The organism is Okeania sp. SIO2F5 (assembly GCF_010692685.1).
GTDB classification, from domain to species: Bacteria; Cyanobacteriota; Cyanobacteriia; order Cyanobacteriales; family Microcoleaceae; genus Okeania; species Okeania hirsuta.
This window is the reverse complement of sequence record NZ_JAAHGU010000037.1, coordinates 22678-39513: the sequence shown is the minus strand read 5'-3', so window position 1 is coordinate 39513 and position 16836 is coordinate 22678. Positions and strand designations below refer to the sequence as shown.

The window sequence follows — 16836 nt, the reverse complement described above, 5'->3', positions numbered from 1 at the left end:
TTTTACTTTTTACTTTTGTTTATCTGTGATTTTCAAGATTTTTTTAAACCGTTGTAATATCCTTCTCTTTAGCAGCTAATAACTCATCTATTTTGGCTATGTATTTATCTGTCTTCTTTTGAATTTTGTCTTGTAAATCTCGTGATTCATCTTTAGAAATATCGCTATTTTTTTCTTGTTTACGAACTGAATCTACAGCATCACGACGAATATTACGGACAGAAACTTTCCCTTCTTCAGCAAGTTTAGCTGCTAACTTGACCATTTCCTGACGACGTTCACTTGTGAGTGGGGGAATATTTAGCCGTACAATAGATCCGTCATTGTTGGGAGTTAAACCAACGTCTGACATATTAATTGCTTTTTCAATTAAGCCCAGACTACTTTTATCAAAAGGTTGAATAGTAATGGTACTAGCATCTGGGATGCCAATATTTGCCATAGATTTGAGTGGAGTTGGAACTCCATAATATTCAACTATTACTCTGTCTAAAAGAGAAGCATTAGCTCTTCCAGTTCTAATCGTGTTGAAGGAACTTTGAGTAGCTTCAACTGCTTTTTTCATTTTCTTTTCAGCTTCTTCTATATTCATTCATCAAAACCTCTGACAATAGTTCCAATTTTTTCTCCCATAACGGCCTTACGGATATTACCCGTAACCGAAAGATTAAATACAATAATCGGGATATTATTTTCTTTACAAAGAGCGATCGCTGTACTGTCCATTACCCGTAAGTCTTGTCTTAATACTTCCCCATAAGTTAGGGACTCGTATCGTTTGGCCTGTGGATTCTTTTCTGGATCGGAATCATAGACCCCATCGACTTTAGTGGCTTTATAAATTACTTCTGCGTCAATTTCTGCTGCTCTGAGAGCTGCAGTAGTATCAGTGGTAAAAAATGGATTACCAGAACCTGCGCCAAAAACTACCACTCGGCCTTTTTCCAGATGGCGAATGGCTCGACGACGAATGTAAGGTTCGGCTACTTCTTGCATAGCGATCGCCGTTTGGACTCTTGTCGGCACTCCTGCTTGTTCGAGGGCATCTTGTAAGGTAATAGCATTCATCACAGTGGCAATCATGCCCACATAATCTGCTGTTGCTCGGTCCATTCCTTTCGAGGCTGCTTTTACACCTCTAAAAATATTACCGCCCCCAACAACAATTGCCATTTGAATTCCTGTGGCCACTACTTCGGCCACTTCTTGAGCAATTCCTTGGACTACTGCCGGATCTATGCCATAGCCAAGACTTCCCATCAAGGATTCGCCACTCAATTTCAGCAAAACCCGTCGATCGACTGTCCCCATACTTTGAGTCTTTTCTCAACTAAAGTTGCTTCCACAATACGATACCAGTTGTTCTGCTTTTTTCCACTATTTTATTCTTGATACTAAATTTATCAGAAGTTACATAGAATAATATTTTCATCAGAGTTGACTTGAGAAAAAGACAGATAAGTTAATAAATTTCATCATTCTGTGCAGACTCACATAATATTGGCATGAGAGTTAAATTATCAAAAGTTGGAAATTACTATTTATTCAGTTGTTTATCACTTTTATAAAAGGGCATGAAACGGTTTAAAGAAGTGACGGTTAATTTTTTATCTTTTTGTTTTGGGTTTAATACCCCGCTGTCTACACGGTCTTTACAATTAGTTGGGTTTTGTAGACAGGAAGTGGCCTGTCAAAGACTGTCCCCGTCAACTTTTTCCTTCTTCCTTCTTCAATCACCCCAGTATTACTACTGTTGAGTTATAATTTACGACGCCATTTAATTGAGCAACCAACGACTTCTGTATGAGATGGGGTTACTTCTTCATCTTGAAGAAGTTGGGCAATTGCCTGATGTAGATAAGCAACTTTTACTGCTTCTGGCTGATTAACATTATCGTCTATTCGGCCACGATATCGTAACTTACCTTCCCGATCCAATAAAAAAGCCTCGGGTGTTTTGTCAACCCCAAAGCTTTCTGCTACGTCTTGAGTTACATCCCGAATATAGGGAAAATTTAGTTGATTATTAGCTGCAAATTCTTTCATTTTTTCAAAACTATCTTTGGGAGAAATCGTCGCATCATTAGCATTCATTCCAATTATGATTACTCCTTGGTTTTGAAAATCTTTTTGCAGTTGCTTAATCCGTTCAATGTATAAATCTACTTCTGGGCATTGATTACTCAAAAATATCACACAAACTACTTTAAAATTTTCTAAATATCTTGCTAAATGATGAACCTCACCATCTACTCCTGGCAATTCAAAATCTGGAGCATAATTATCAATTTCTGTTCCTGTCATTTCAGTCAAACTCATCTCTCTATTACTTATAAACAATTGCATTACTTAGAACAAATATTTTTCTATCATATCCCATATTTTTACCAGCCTTGAGCTAATGCCTGATATCCAATAAGTTTATAGACTAATTTAGCTGCTGTAAACTCAGATACTACAGAATCAACTATTGGAGCTAACTCCATAATGTCACAACCTATTACTTCGTGTAATTCAAATAATTTCCGCAAAAATGCAGTTAAAGAATACCAATTTAGTCCACCAGGTTCTGGGGTACCAACTCCAGGAATTAATGTTGGGTCAATTCCATCTAAATCTATTGTTAAAAAAACTCGTTGAGTCCGAATACTAGCGATCGCTCTTTCTATCCAATCTGGCTGAATAACTATTTCCCTTGCACGAAAAACTGTGAGATTTTTCTCCTTGATTAAATCTGCTTCTTCTTTGCAAATTGCCCGAATACCGATTTGTATTGTTGGCAATCCCATTTCAATTATCCGTCGCATTACACAGGCGTGGTTATATATTGAACCTTCATATTCATCACGTAAATCGCCATGAGCATCTATTTGAATTACTGTAAATTTTTCATCTAAATATATTTTTCGATAAGCTTTAACAATCCCATTTGTAATGCTATGCTCTCCACCGATAGCAATGACAAATTTTCCATCATTCACTAATTTTTCTACTGTTTCTTGAGTGACTTTTAGCATATCTAATGGTAATATTTTTTTTCCATTACCAGTATCTGCTATAGATTCATGGGTATAGATACCAACTTCTAAACCAGTTTCTCGGTCTAATTCTTCGTCATAACATTCTAACTGTTGAGACGCATCTAATATTGCTGATGGACCGTTAACACAACCCCTTCTATAAGTGGTAGTTGCTTCATAAGGAATTGGTAAAATTGCTACTTTGGCAGTGGTGTAGTCTGGTTCAATTTCTGAACCGATAAATGGTAGAGTTGATGTAGGGTAAATTGCTGACATTTTTAATATTTTAGTATTCTAGAGTTAAATAATTTAACATTTAGCAAAATTGTGATGGTTATAGTTATTGTAAGTTTTAAGTGTAGAATATTATAACGTTTTTGATATGTAAGCATTTAGCACCTCAGCTATTAATTTTGAAGAAGATAAAAACAACCTTTGAAATTGAGAAAGAATAAAAGTTGCTGGCATGCATCCCGTGACTAAACCTTAGAAGTAATTACTCATTACTAATTCCTGAGAGCTGACTGTTAATAGCTGTTAGCTCCGCATTCCGCAGGAAATGCTTACTTTCATATTAATGATGAATAGCAATTATACTTGACAACAAAGTATAAATATAAAAATCACAACGCTAATATAAAAATTTATTTTAGATAAAAGCTCTAAAACTATTCCTACTATTTATTAATGCTGTAGATATTTTCTACAAAACTAATGATTGCTACAGCAACTCCCAAGAAGCGTGAGATACAAAATTTGTTTGTTTTAGAGAGTAGGGAGTATTCAATAATTGATAATTGATAATTGATAATTGATAATTACCTCTCCCTAAAAGGAAAAGGATTGAATAAAAGGAAAATTTTTTCTTGTTTCTCCTTTCATTAATGTATAATCGATCATCAATAATCGATAATGAATAATGGATAATTACCTCTCCCTAAAAGGAAGAGGATTGACCAATAAGGAAAAAATTTATCAAAATAATATGGGTCGCGCAACCCCGCCTTTTAAGGCGCAATATTTTTGGAGCGTTGCTCTAATCCCCTACTTCCCCTCCTGGGAGGGGGAGGGGCGAGGGGTGGGTTAACTTCTGACTTCTGACTTCTGACTTCTGACTTCTGACTTCTGACTTCTGACTTCTGACTTCTGACTTCGTGATTTTTTTCCCCTTGGAAGGGGAGGCAGAGTAAGCCGAATTGTTTAATTATTTAATTATTTAATTATTAATTATTCGGTAATAGAAAATCAGAAAAACAACTGTACCTCAGTAACTTGAGAAACGCTATATATATCAACAAATAATGAATCTAATTTAGAAGATAATTATTGAGATAAATTACTCATTTTTTTAAGGCCAGGACTTACGCAAAGGTACTATATATAGTATATAAAAACTATAGCACTATGGTATATATAGCGTTTTTGTCCTAAAAATGTCTAAGTCCTGAAGGTTTAAGATGAAAATTATTAGATCGCAAACTACAGAAAATTCCTCAAGGTAAATTCAGGTAAAATAATCAAACTAACGATCGATACATCTTAAAATCTGATGACTACCGCTAAAACTTGGATATGGCGAGGTTGGCCTATCTGCTACCAAAGCCAAGGAGAAAAAGGCCCGTCTGTATTACTCGTACATGGTTTTGGTGCTTCCTGGGGACACTGGCGCAAAAATATCCCTGTACTAGCTACCAGTTGTCGCTGTTATGCTATTGACTTACTTGGTTTTGGTGCTTCAGCTAAACCAACCCCAAGCAAAGATGTTACCTATACATTTGAAACCTGGGGTCAACAAATTGCTGATTTCTGTAGAGAGATAGTTGGCACCCCTGCTTTTCTTGTCGGAAATTCTGTTGGTTGTATTGCCGTGATGCAGGCCGCAGTGGATTATCCAGATATTGCTTTGGGTATAGGAATTATCAATTGTTCTTTGCGACTTTTGCACGAACGGAAACGGTCTACTCTTCCTTGGTATCGTAGTCAAGGGGCATCTATAGTACAAAAAGTGCTCAAAGTCAAGTGGATAAGTCAAATATTTTTTAATCAGTTAGCAACAAAGAAAACAGTCAGGCGAGTATTGTTGCAAGCTTATAAACGTTCTGAAGCTGTTACTGATGAATTAATAGATATACTATTAACACCAGCAAAAGATGAGGGAGCAGTTGATGTTTTTGTGGCTTTTACTGGTTATTCTCAAGGACCTTTACCTGAAGATTTATTGCCAATATTACCATGTCCAGCTCTCATTTTATGGGGAGAGGAAGACCCCTGGGAGAATATTGAATTGGCAAAAGAATTTGCTAAGTTTGAAACAGTAGAAAAGTTTATTCCTTTACCTGGGGTTGGTCATTGTCCTCAAGATGAAGCACCGGAATTAGTCAATCCTATTTTGCAAGAATGGATATTTGAAAAATGGGAGCGATAGAACTCCAGTTAGCGTTTTAGTATGACAAACTTTGTTCTATAGCGTTTTTATCTGGGATGTGGAGACTAAGTGTTATCAAAAAGGTATGGAGAGAATAGTAAAGGAGAGAAAACAGCAATAAATACTAGCAAACACAAGGATAGAAGCTACTCCATCAGTGCACTTTTTTTGATAATAAAAAACCTCAATCTAGATTTACATCTCAAATAAAAACATTATATAAAATCAGCTAATTCTCTGAATATATCAAATTTTTTGATTAATTATTCATAATAATAATAATAATAATAATAATAATAATAATAATAATAACTGAGCCGATAAAATTTTGAGCCTTAACCTTTGTTCCCATTTACCATTTGATTTTCAAATATTTCTAGGGTTCTTAAAAGAGAAATTGCTGACTGAAAAGCTTCCTCAGTAAGTTCTGTCTGTTCTTCGGGAGTATCAACTATTTCATCAGCTAATAATCTTAAAGAACCAATAATTTGATTGAGAGAACCACGAGCTTCATAAGAAGCTTTAGTCAAAAGTTGCTGGTCAATATAATTATCTGCCTTAGATTGGCCGCCAAACTGTATAGAATAGAGACGGCGATAGTAACCATCTTCTTTTTGTAGAAGTTCCAAATGAGTGCCAATTTCCACTAATTCTCCACGCTCTAAAACAGCTATCTTGTCTGCATTTTGAATTGTTGAGAGACGGTGGGCAATAACTAAAACTGTTCGGTCTCGACTTAATTGATCGATGGCCTCCTGCACTAAACGCTCAGAAACAGTATCAAGGGCACTGGTGGCCTCGTCTAAGATTAATATTTCTGGATCTTGCAATAATGCTCTAGCAATAGCCAAGCGTTGACGTTGACCCCCAGAAAGCATAACACCCCGATCGCCTATTTCGGTATCCCATTGCTTCGGCAATTCCATAATAAAATCATAAGCATTAGCTTGTTTGGCAGCTTGAATAATTTCATCTTCTGTGGCATCAGGACAAGCATAAAAAATATTATTTCTGACTGTGTCGTTGAATAAATGAGTCGTTTGACTAACAATACCAGTTCTTTTTCTGAGACTGGTAATATCGAACTCACGCAAGTCAATGCCATCTATAGTAATGGAACCAGAGGTAGGGTCATAAAATCTTGGTAGTAGGTCAGCAAATGTTGACTTACCTGCTCCTGAACCTCCCACTAATGCTAAAGTTTTACCTTGAGGTACAGATACATCAACATTTTTGAGAACTAGATTACTATTACCTGGATAAGAGAAAGAAATTTTATTAAAATGAATTTTCCTCCTAACTTTTTGAAAGGGTATGGAACCAGGTTTCATTATTGGTTTATTATCTCTTCTCCATAAGTCTACAGCCATATCAAAACTAGCAGAACCTTTGGCAATTTGATTACGGGTACTATTAACTCCTGATATCATTGGTAGTAACCGAAATAGAACTAAAAGATAGGTAAGTAAGATAGCAGAAACATCTTCCATTGTCTCGGCGGTAAATAAATTTTTACCTAATAATAAAATACAGATTACTGTAATTATGCTTGTCACTTCATTAACTGGTGCGATTAACGCTGAATTCATTTTTTCTTTCAGCGCTATATTTTCCAAGGACAGCATTAATTTTCTTAACTGTTTATATTCTCTATTTTCGCTACTTACTGATTTAATTAACCGGATACCACTGAGAGCTTCAATTACTTTGATTGCATAAGTTTTTTGTGCCCGGTTCAACAAAGACCCAAATTTTTTTGAACGAAGGATAAATAATTGATTAATACCTGCTATTAAGGTTACCAATAGAGTAGAAATCAAAGTAAGTTCCCAAGAGATAGAAATTAGTATGCTTACAAATAATAAAACAGTTATTAATTGAGTTATTAAATTAATATAAGCATTAACTGTTGCAGTACACTGAGCTGTATCTGAGCCTAAACGTTTTGTTAAATCTCCTACTTTTACTTTTGTGAAGAAGTCTAAGTCGCTGTCCATTAATGTTTGGAACATTTCCGATTTAATACTATTTGTGAGCCTACGACTAAAGGCTACTGATAACAAACTCTTTAAATATATGGTTAAATTTTTCAGAATAATAGTTAATATCACTACTAAAAGCATCACCACAAGGCGATAGTCTTCTGGTACTCCCTCAAAAGGAGATAATAAAAAATTAATTATAGGTGGAGAACCCTTCGGTTCAATTTTTTGCCCAGAAATTATCAGTATTATTGGTACTATTAGGGCTGTATTAACTCCATTAAATAATCCTCCGGCAAAGCCTAATATAATATTTCCTATTATGTGGAAAGGATAACGCCGAATAAATCTTAAAATAAATTCTTTTGTAGACATTTATATTTTCCTTGTATCTTAGATTATCTCAATTTTTACTACTCTTAATACCTGCTCACTAAATTTTGATTAACTCTGATAAAATTGCTGCCATAGCATCAATACTATAATATTTAATACATCTTTTTCTAGCTTTCATGCCTTTGGTATTTGCTGTAGCTAAGTCGTTAAATATTAATTCAATTTGTGCTGCAATTTGTTCGGGAGAACTAGGATCGACTAAATAGCCAGTATTGCCTACAATTTCTGGAATATCCCCTACTTTTGTGGCGATAATTGGTTTGGCCATTGCCATTCCATCAGTTAGTTTTAATGGAAATTGTGCTTGAGCTTCTGGAGTATCTCTCTGGGGGACTACTATTATATGGGCAGCGGCTACAATTTCTGGCATAACTGTAGGTGGATATTTTGGCATTTTAATTATCCAATGTCCCCATCTTTCCATTAGTTGACGGTCATAATCATCATAAGGACTACCTCCGACGATGACCAACCTTAAATCTGGTTGATTGATATTCTCTAGGGCTATTAAAACATCTTCTACGCCTTTATAAGGTCGTGGTGCCCCTGGAAACATTAAAATTTTATAATCGCTCAAGCCATAACGAGTTCTACTTACCTCTGGATCGTACTTGGTTGGGTCGAATAAAGTGGTATCTTTTCCATTTGGTAAATAAGTCCCACCAAAACGTTTTTTGAGAAATTGATTGTGTAGAGTTACCCTGTCTGCTTTGGAGACAAAACTTTCTATCCATTTTAAATAAAAGGGATGGTCTGGTTGTCGCAATGCTCCTTCTGGTTTCAAGATATCTCTAGCTAATTGTTTAAGACTGGGATGATATTTCCAACTATCTCCTCCATGCCAGCTTAACTCCCAATCGTCAATATCTAAAAATACTGGGCGATGGATTTGCATTTTTCTGATTAGAGATAAACCTAGGCTGGTAGGTTTTAATTTGTAGGCGTAAATTATGTCTCCTGTTATTTTATCTAGAAGTTGTTTGGCTGATAATAAAAATTTGGGATAGTAATTGTGGCTATCTATGGCGATGATAGTATTTTCCTGATTAGTTGTTAGTTGTTGTTTTTCTCCACTAACAAAGCCCACAATTTCTACATCTACTTGTAGTTTTTTTAGTGCTTGAGATAATAAGAAAGGACGTACTGCGCCTCCCCATCTTCCCACACCACTGGTTGATAAGTCACTAACAACTAATGATATTTTCACTGATGATTAATTTCCTGAGTTTACTACTTCTATTATAATTTTATTTATTGGATCTAAGGATTATTTTATTGATTTGGTAATTAGTTATTGATAAATTTTATTCTATATTCCTATGTAGATATTTTATTTGTGCGATATTTTTGAATAAAAATAGTAGGGATTAGTGTAATGGATAAATTTAAAAAGTATTGATACAACTCAAGACCTATGAAGATAGTCATAAATTATTTTTTTTATTTATGGATAGCAAGATAGCAAGTTTTTCTAGTTTATTGATATCATAATAAATTTGACTAAACTTGTAGTTCATCATCAAAAAGATTGTTTCATCAAATATTTTTACTTAAATAATATAATATAAATTATCTAAATAGGTTGGAAAAATTTTTAATCATCTAAATACTAACGGTTAATTCTATTTCTATGTAGCTTATATTCATATTCTATCTTAGGATGGCTATAGTTGATTAATAGTGATAATAACTCATGTTAAAGCTTCCTGTCAATTATTACATAAAAGTTCAGAAGTAAGTATTAACCCTGAACTCTTGAGATAGCTAATTATTTCAAGGGTTAGAGAGTAGGAAGTATAAAATAGGCTGGTTACTATAGTATTTTTCATATTCTCAGTTAACTATTATAAATTTTGTACTTTAGACAATATCATAGATGTAATATTAGGCTGTCATTGATTAACTTTATTTAGTTGAGTTATTGAAAATTGTATTATTTTTATAAAACTCCTGTTATCCAACCAATATTACAGATATTATCGTCATACAATTTACAGTATTATATGTCTACTCAAAACATTCAGAATCTCACTGTTGTTCAAGCTGAAGAAATCCTCCATAAATTTACCTGTCAAAACATTAAGTTAGTAGAATCACCAGAGGAAAAAGCTATTACTCAAGCAGCAATTTTGCTATTAGCTAATTTGTCTGACTATCAAATGTTAGGAATTTGTGCCGAATCAACTACTGAGGCTTTATCTGCTTTAGAAAGCTATCTAGGGGCATTAGGATATAATACTACCCTAATTGATGATTCTAATTTTAGAACAATTGAAGGTTCAGTTTATATCAAGTTTAATGGGATAAAAGAGTCATATCATCTTGAATCCTATATTGGAGAATATAGAGGGGTATTAGTATCTTGTCAATCTGCTGAAGATACAGGAATTAATGGAACTTATGGTCATTTACCGCTAGATTTATTTACTTAAAAAAAGCATTTTTGATGTTAATTCAGTAAATTAACTAGCTTTAAAAGCAAGAGGTTCGGGGAAATAAAAAAGCTGACAACTGATACATTTCAGTACAAGCTTTCTATAAAAAGAAAAGAAATAAAGAAATAAGGAATTGGGTGTTTTAACTCAATTCCTATTCTAAAATTAGGTTTTACTAGACTAATTCAGGCTCCTTGTCTGTTGTTGTTTCTTCCTCAGGTAAGCCAAGTATTGATTTGTACATTTTAATATACTCCTGAGCTGATTTGTCCCAACTAAAGTTTTCTCTCATACCGCGTTTCTGTAATTCTTGCCATTGCTCTTTAAAGCGGAAAGCTTCACAAGCTCTAACCATTGCAGTAAAGAAGTCTAGTGGTTCATAGCGATCGAAACAATAGCCAGTACCAGCATTGTTAACTGGGTCATGGAAAGATACTGTATCAACTAACCCTCCTGTGCGACGCACAATAGGTACGCTACCATAACGCATGGCCAACATTTGACTAATACCACAAGGCTCAAATCTACTAGGCATTAAAAAACCATCGGTACCTGCATAGATCCGCCGAGATAGGGCATCATTATATAAAAGTTGGACACTCATACGACCAGGGTAACGAGTAGCTATCTGCCACATTTGGGTTTCATAGAAGCGATCGCCTGTGCCTAACAATATAAACTGACTATCGGTATAAGCCATAAACCGATCCAATACTTGCAGCATTAAATCAAGTCCTTTTTGATCTACCAGTCGGGAGACCATTCCTGTTAAAAACGTGTTTTTATTTACTTCAAAGCCTACCTCTTCTTGGAGAGCAATTTTATTAGCAGCACGTTTTTCTAAGGTATCGATAGTATAAGTTTGAGCAATGTATCTGTCATTAGCTGGATTATAAAAGTTCAGGTCAATACCATTAAGAATACCTGTTAACTTACCGCTAATAAAAGACATTAAACCATCTAGGCGTTCGCCATAAGCTGGTGTTTGGATCTGACCTGCATAAGTAGGAGAAACAGTAGTTACCCGGTCGGCAAACTGTATTGCTGCAGCCATTGTATTATGTCCCTCCATATACCAGGGACACCAAGTAATTCTTTCTAATAACCAGCGCCAAGGTCCTTGATAAGCTAGGTTATGAATAGTAAATACGGTTTTAATATCTGGGGTTTCATGCATCCAAACTGGAATCATGCCTGTGTGCCAGTCATTGCAATGAATAATATCTGGTTTCCAGCCATTCCAGCAAAACTCAGCCGCTCCATTGGCAAATAGAGTGAACCTCCAGTCTTCGTCATCTCCGTAGTAGATACGACGTGGCCAAAAAGACGGATGGCCAAATAGGTACAACGGCACGTCGCTTTTTGGTAGTACCGTCTCATAAATGCTAAAGCTTTGATACATGGCATTTCCTTCCCAGATTGCTTCTTCTGGAATTTCCATTTTGTCGCCCAGAAAGCCATAGTAAGGCATAAAGATACGGACATCGTGACCCATGGCCCGTAGCACTTTGGGTAAGGCTCCGACTACATCGGCCATACCACCAACTTTGGCTAAAGGAGCTACTTCAGCTGCCACAAATAAAATTCGCATGATTCTTTAATTTGCGTTCCCTTTTTGATGCTCAATATCGTCATCATACCTGTATGGGCGCACCTAAATATAAGTCAAAAGTTAAAAATTAAAAGTCAAAAGTCAACAGTCAAAAAAGAGTTATATCATCTTCGGTTAAACAGTTATAAATATCTGTGAAGCCTCACATCAAATTGGTATAACTGTTAATTGTTGATTTTTGAACTTTTTTATTTATTTCAAAAATTTAGTTAAATCAAATTCTGCTTCTGGCTGAGATTTTTGATATCTCTGGGAAATTAAGACTAATAAAAGTCGTTCTGAATAATCTACTGCACCCCGCATTTCATCTCGTAATATTTCTAACCCTCCATTGGCATACTCTTCAAATATTTTAATGTAATTTTCTTCTATTTCTTCATTTGTTGGAGAGAGAATTTGTGTATCTTTTGTGTCGGCGATCGCGATTAATTTAATAATACTGTCATATCCCCTAGACCAAAACACTTCAATACTAATTGGACCTGGTTCTCTTTGAGAAATTTCTGTTAGTGGAACTCGGTGGTTTTTCTTAATGGCTAAAGATGCGGCAAATACCATTACATCAGCATAAGTTTTAAAAGGAGCTGTTTTTTCTTCTGACTCGGTTAAAGCTTTGACTAAATCTGCTTTATCTCTGGCAATTCTAATTCTATTCATTACTAAAAATTAAATATATTAATCTGTTCGAGATGTGTAAAATTTTCAAAATTATAGATTGAAGCTATGAAGTTTTTACCGAATAATTAAGGTTGAAATTCTCTCCTTTAAAGGAGAAACAAGCGGTCGTTAGCGCAGCTTCCCGTAGGGTGGGATGGCGATCTTCGGAGCGGGTCTGTAAGAACGGGTCTCCTCGCCATATCCAATCGACCAAGAGAGAAAAATTTTTCCTTAAGCGTCAATCCTCTCCTTGAAAATAATTAATAATTATTAATTATTAATTGTTGAACTATTTCTTCCCATTTATCGATATTTGTTACATAAATTCTGGTTCTGACTACGTCTTTTAAACTTGCTCCGACTGTCTGTAAAGCTGTTTCAATATTCTGGATAATTTGTACAGTTTGTTCATAAGTGTGTGTACTCATAATTTTCCCAGTTTTATCGGTAGCAGTAGTACCTGAGACATAAATAAAATTACCGATTTTTACTGCACGAGAATAACCCACAATTGCTTCTCAAGGTGTGTTAGTTAAGATGTTTTTCCTCAACATTTTTAATAGTTTCTATTTAGTATTATTTTCTTTTGTCCACAATAACATGATTTTCTGCTCAAAATCTCCTTTAGTTGCGCGTTTTTGATCTCGTTCGAGTGTAATTTGATTATGAGAAATTCCATAACTTTTGAGTAAAGCATCTACTACTTCTAATAAGTCAGCTATTTCTATGGCTAAATCAGCGTTACTTGCTGTTGCTGCTTCTTGGGCTTCTTCAATAAGTTTTTCTCGTAATGCTTGGCGATATTCTGTTTCTGAGAGAGTGATAGTTTCACAGTCTAAACCACTTTTACGGATAATTTCGGGAATGCGATCGCGTACTAATTTATTATATTCTTGAGGCATAATTGTATTACTTTATCAACTAATTGTTATTGATTGCTTAAATTGATATAAACTACTGTATCTCAAATTAAAATATATACCAAGACTTTCAATAATTAATAATTAATCATTAATCATTAATAATTAATCATTAATCATTAACAATTACCTCTTCTTGAAAAGAAGAGGATTGACGCGGTAGGGAAATTTTTTTCTTGTTTCTCTTTGTAGAGCGACAACTCGCGGCGCATCCAAGGAGAGGCTTTAAACCTTAATCATTCGGTAAAAAGGGGGATATTTATCTTGTTTATCTATCGTGCTATAACTAAATTTATTAAATTGAAAATCATGTTTTTTTGTTTGGATATATAGCTTTTTTTTCCTATTTACTTCATAACTTATAATTAATAATTTCAGTTTTTAACCGTCTCCGTTTAAGAATAAAAAACATTGATATTTATTTTGATAACAAGATTGAATAAAAATCAGAGGTAATTATTAATTGTTAATTGTTTAACGAGTAAATTATTGCTTTAGCAGCGGTCATTAATTCACTCTATTCAATCAAACGGTTAGAAGCAGATATATAATACCATTTTCAAAAAATATTGCTACATTGGCTATTCAAGGTATTAGGTGTTAGGTGGTAGGTGGTAGGTGGTAGGTATAATAAATAAACAATGAAGATTTTTCAATTCCGTTAAGCATCTATATTTTACTGTAACAATCTTTGTTTAATTTAGTATAAGGCGACTATCAGGAAAGTAGTTATAACTAAATTTTGTTTTGGCTTTACTTACTAATTTGGTGGAATATGATAAGATTATTCTAGTTATTTAATCCTAGTTAAGTGTGAATAAATTGTTCATCAACTATTTAAAAAATGTAGGCATAATTTTATCTATAGTTTTTCTAAGTCTACTCTTAAATGCTTGTTCTGTAAAAACTAATGTAGTTGCTAGTTCCGATGGAGTTTATAAATATAAAACTATCCATAATCCGGAAGGTATTGGGAAATTTTATCTAGGTCGAGAAATAGCTAAAGTTATGGGTCATGAAGGTGCTGCTTGGTTAGAAAGACCTAGCAGAAGTTATAGAGAAAATCCTCAAAATGCTATCGATCGTCTTGATTTAAAATCTACAGATGTTGTGGCAGATATTGGTGCTGGTACTGGTTATTTTACTTTTAGAATTAGTCCTTTGATTCCTCAAGGTAAGGTGATTTCGGTAGATATACAACCGGAGATGTTGGAGTTAATTAATTTTGTTAAAAATGAGGAAAATATTACTAATATTGAGACGGTTTTAGGGGATGTAGATAATCCTAATTTGTCTCCTTCTACTGTTGATATTGCTTTGTTAGTTGATGCTTACCACGAGTTTGAATATCCGCGAGAAATGATGTTGGGAATAGTTGCTGCTTTGAAGTCTGGTGGGCGGGTTATTTTATTGGAATATCGGGGTGAAAATCCGATGATTATGATTAAAGGTTTGCACAAGATGACTGAGAAACAGGTAAAAAAAGAAATGAATTCTGTGGGTTTGGTTTGGCAAGAGACTGATGATTTTTTACCACAACAACATTTTTTAGTGTTTAAAAAGTCTGATTTTTCTCGAGCAAATTACAATTAAATAGCTAGATTTCTCATAGGAGAGCTATTTAAATTCTCTCTAATTGAAAACGAATAATAATTTATTTTTATGTGAAATACTATTTTTTAGTTGAATAAAAAGTCATGGGCATGGGCGAGTTAACCCTTATAGTTAAATCTTCTCACAATTATTTGGAGAATGCAAGGCAAACAATCTTGCTTGATGATTTTAGGTGCTTCACAAGATGAAAATTTTTCCGGTTTTTCAATAGAGCGTTGGCGGAGCAAGTGCGGTAGCTACATCGCTATCAATCAATAACTAATCAAAATTACCTCAAATCTGGTTATATCTGGGTCTTTTATTTCTCTAGACTGTTTGTGGCAGTGAGTGCTGAGTATTTCATATATTTTTCTTGATTGAATAAAAAGTCAAGCGTATAGGCGAGTTAACCCTTATAGTTAAATCTTCTCACAATTATTTGAGCAATGCAAGGCAAAAAACCTGGGCTTTTTTAGGTACTTCACAGAATGACAATTTGTGGGATTTTTCTTGATTAGCGATCGCTTTTATCAAAAATGCAGCTTTGAGGACTCCCGGTATCATCTCCGATTTACCGGGAGAGGATGTCAAATTTGTGTCTTTTATTTCTCCAGACTATTTCATATATTTTTCTTGATTGAATAAAAAGTCAAGTGTATAGGCGAGTTAACCCTTATAGTTAAATTCTCTCACAATTATTTGAGCAATGCAAGGCAAAAAACCTTGGCAATTTTTTTTGGTGCTTCTCAGAATGACAATTTGTGGGATTTTTCTTGATTAGCGATCGCTTCTATCAAAAATGCAGCTTTGAGGACTCCCGGTATCATCTCCGATTTACCGGGAGAGGATGTCAAATTTGTGTCTTTTATTTCTCCAGACTATTTCATAGATCTTTCTTGATTGAAGAAAAAGTCAAGTGTATAGGCGAGTTGACCCTTATAGTTAAATTCTCTCACAATTATTTGAGCAATGCAAGACAAAAAACCTTGGCAATTTTTTTGGTGCTTCACAGAATGACAATTTGTGGGGTTTCTCGCTAGATTTTTTTTAACTTTAAGCTGTAGGGTTGCTGTTTTTTCTCTTAGTCCTAAAGATATCAGGATATTAGTTAGTATATTCCTTTAATTGTTGGGAGTTAAGCTTCAAAAATTATTATTTGTTTACCACTACCTTTTTTCTTAATCAGACCAATCTATAGACCATTTTTTTGATGGTAATTTAGTAGTTGGCACATTGTTATGGGCAGTTTTTCTTTGAAGATTTGTTGCCTGAGCAACCCAACTTCTAACAAGACTTAAACTAGGCAAGCGTTGCACGAGTTGTTTTTGAAGGTTAAGCTTCATCATCTGAGAGTGGAGTGTTTCAGGAAACCGATTTTTTAATTCAGAAATTGTATGTATTCCCAAAGCTGATAATAGGGAAAAATATTCCCGGTCTATTCCTTTAATTTGTGATAAATCAGCAAAATTTACCCACTGAATAATCAGGTTTTTTTCAATGGTAGTAGCTTGCTCTAATTCTTCTATTCCTGCGAGAGAAGAACATTTTTCTAATAGTTCTGTTACATTAGTAATACCTACTCCTATTAATTTTTCAGCATATACAGAATTCATGCCTTCAATATCTTGAATATTATGTATCATAATTTCTCTCCTATTTGACATTTGACTATTTTACCTCTTTCCGAGGAGCTATATTCAAGAAGTCAAAAATCAGAAGTGTGTTTGCTCATTCCCATTCCTCCTGTCTCCTGGGGGGCGAGGGGTGGGTTTTCTCCTGTCTCCTACCCCTACTAA

14 protein-coding genes are annotated in these 16836 nt (G+C 34.5%); 3 read left to right on the top strand and 11 right to left on the bottom strand.

The annotated features are described in order from the left end of the window. Positions 1-43: 43 nt before the first annotated feature. From frr to speB, 4 genes are all read right to left on the bottom strand, one after another. Complete coding sequence (gene frr / locus F6K27_RS14475; protein ID WP_124143812.1) at positions 44-592, bottom strand: ribosome recycling factor; 549 nt, start codon at positions 590-592, stop codon at positions 44-46. Continuing rightward, positions 589-1311 (bottom strand): UMP kinase, encoded by a 723-nt coding sequence (pyrH, locus tag F6K27_RS14470; protein ID WP_124143811.1) that lies wholly within the window; start codon positions 1309-1311, stop codon positions 589-591. Before pyrH ends, frr begins: the two co-directional genes overlap by 4 nt. 447 nt (positions 1312-1758) lie before the next feature. Beyond that, entirely contained in the window at positions 1759-2304 is a 546-nt protein-coding gene (locus tag F6K27_RS14465; protein ID WP_192901063.1) for a thioredoxin family protein, read from the bottom strand. An 80-nt stretch (positions 2305-2384) separates the two neighbouring features. Next, entirely contained in the window at positions 2385-3296 is a 912-nt protein-coding gene (speB, locus tag F6K27_RS14460) for an agmatinase (RefSeq protein WP_287276807.1), read from the bottom strand. Between the two features lie 1273 nt (positions 3297-4569). On the opposite strand from speB, the gene F6K27_RS14455 reads away from it, so the two are divergent. Next, positions 4570-5445: an alpha/beta fold hydrolase gene (locus F6K27_RS14455; RefSeq protein WP_287276805.1), complete on the top strand. Its 876-nt coding sequence runs from the start codon at positions 4570-4572 to the stop codon at positions 5443-5445. Positions 5446-5780: 335 nt separating this feature from the next. Here the strand turns inward: F6K27_RS14455 and F6K27_RS14450 are convergent, their stop codons facing one another. Continuing rightward, positions 5781-7802: an ABC transporter ATP-binding protein gene (locus tag F6K27_RS14450; protein WP_287276803.1), complete on the bottom strand. Its 2022-nt coding sequence runs from the start codon at positions 7800-7802 to the stop codon at positions 5781-5783. A gap of 58 nt (positions 7803-7860) precedes the next feature. Next, positions 7861-9030, bottom strand: coding sequence for a glycosyltransferase family 4 protein (locus tag F6K27_RS14445; protein WP_287276800.1), 1170 nt, complete (start codon positions 9028-9030; stop codon positions 7861-7863). A 796-nt stretch (positions 9031-9826) separates the two neighbouring features. Between F6K27_RS14445 and F6K27_RS14440 the strand changes: the two genes are divergently transcribed. Beyond that, complete coding sequence (locus F6K27_RS14440) at positions 9827-10255, top strand: DUF1824 family protein (protein ID WP_287276798.1); 429 nt, start codon at positions 9827-9829, stop codon at positions 10253-10255. Positions 10256-10433: 178 nt separating this feature from the next. Here F6K27_RS14440 and glgA read toward each other — a convergent pair whose 3' ends face one another. From glgA to F6K27_RS14420, 4 genes are all read right to left on the bottom strand, one after another. Next, entirely contained in the window at positions 10434-11849 is a 1416-nt protein-coding gene (gene glgA, locus F6K27_RS14435; RefSeq protein ID WP_124146586.1) for a glycogen synthase GlgA, read from the bottom strand. A 213-nt stretch (positions 11850-12062) separates the two neighbouring features. Next, positions 12063-12527, bottom strand: coding sequence for a DNA phosphorothioation-associated protein 4 (locus tag F6K27_RS14430; RefSeq protein WP_124146587.1), 465 nt, complete (start codon positions 12525-12527; stop codon positions 12063-12065). A gap of 260 nt (positions 12528-12787) precedes the next feature. Then, complete coding sequence (locus F6K27_RS14425) at positions 12788-13036, bottom strand: Rid family hydrolase (RefSeq protein ID WP_205127391.1); 249 nt, start codon at positions 13034-13036, stop codon at positions 12788-12790. Positions 13037-13093: 57 nt separating this feature from the next. Continuing rightward, a complete protein-coding gene (locus F6K27_RS14420; RefSeq protein WP_287244170.1) occupies positions 13094-13429 on the bottom strand; it encodes a nucleoside triphosphate pyrophosphohydrolase in 336 nt (111 codons plus the stop codon). A gap of 831 nt (positions 13430-14260) precedes the next feature. On the opposite strand from F6K27_RS14420, the gene F6K27_RS14415 reads away from it, so the two are divergent. Then, entirely contained in the window at positions 14261-15040 is a 780-nt protein-coding gene (locus F6K27_RS14415) for a class I SAM-dependent methyltransferase (RefSeq protein ID WP_353735986.1), read from the top strand. Positions 15041-16218: 1178 nt separating this feature from the next. On the opposite strand, the gene F6K27_RS14410 is transcribed toward F6K27_RS14415, so the two are convergent. Then, positions 16219-16683: a DUF4332 domain-containing protein gene (locus F6K27_RS14410; RefSeq protein ID WP_287276795.1), complete on the bottom strand. Its 465-nt coding sequence runs from the start codon at positions 16681-16683 to the stop codon at positions 16219-16221. Between the last annotated feature and the right edge of the window lie 153 nt (positions 16684-16836).

Excerpts from the sequence above, each read along its gene's own strand:
- frr (WP_124143812.1), bottom strand. The coding sequence starts at position 592 with ATGAATATAGAAGAAGCTGAAAAGAAAATGAAAAAAGCAGTTGAAGCT.
- pyrH (WP_124143811.1), bottom strand. The coding sequence starts at position 1,311 with ATGGGGACAGTCGATCGACGGGTTTTGCTGAAATTGAGTGGCGAATCC.
- F6K27_RS14465 (WP_192901063.1), bottom strand. The coding sequence starts at position 2,304 with ATGACAGGAACAGAAATTGATAATTATGCTCCAGATTTTGAATTGCCA.
- speB (WP_287276807.1), bottom strand. The coding sequence starts at position 3,296 with ATGTCAGCAATTTACCCTACATCAACTCTACCATTTATCGGTTCAGAA.
- F6K27_RS14455 (WP_287276805.1), top strand. The coding sequence starts at position 4,570 with ATGACTACCGCTAAAACTTGGATATGGCGAGGTTGGCCTATCTGCTAC.
- F6K27_RS14450 (WP_287276803.1), bottom strand. The coding sequence starts at position 7,802 with ATGTCTACAAAAGAATTTATTTTAAGATTTATTCGGCGTTATCCTTTC.
- F6K27_RS14440 (WP_287276798.1), top strand. The coding sequence starts at position 9,827 with ATGTCTACTCAAAACATTCAGAATCTCACTGTTGTTCAAGCTGAAGAA.
- glgA (WP_124146586.1), bottom strand. The coding sequence starts at position 11,849 with ATGCGAATTTTATTTGTGGCAGCTGAAGTAGCTCCTTTAGCCAAAGTT.
- F6K27_RS14430 (WP_124146587.1), bottom strand. The coding sequence starts at position 12,527 with ATGAATAGAATTAGAATTGCCAGAGATAAAGCAGATTTAGTCAAAGCT.
- F6K27_RS14420 (WP_287244170.1), bottom strand. The coding sequence starts at position 13,429 with ATGCCTCAAGAATATAATAAATTAGTACGCGATCGCATTCCCGAAATT.
- F6K27_RS14410 (WP_287276795.1), bottom strand. The coding sequence starts at position 16,683 with ATGATACATAATATTCAAGATATTGAAGGCATGAATTCTGTATATGCT.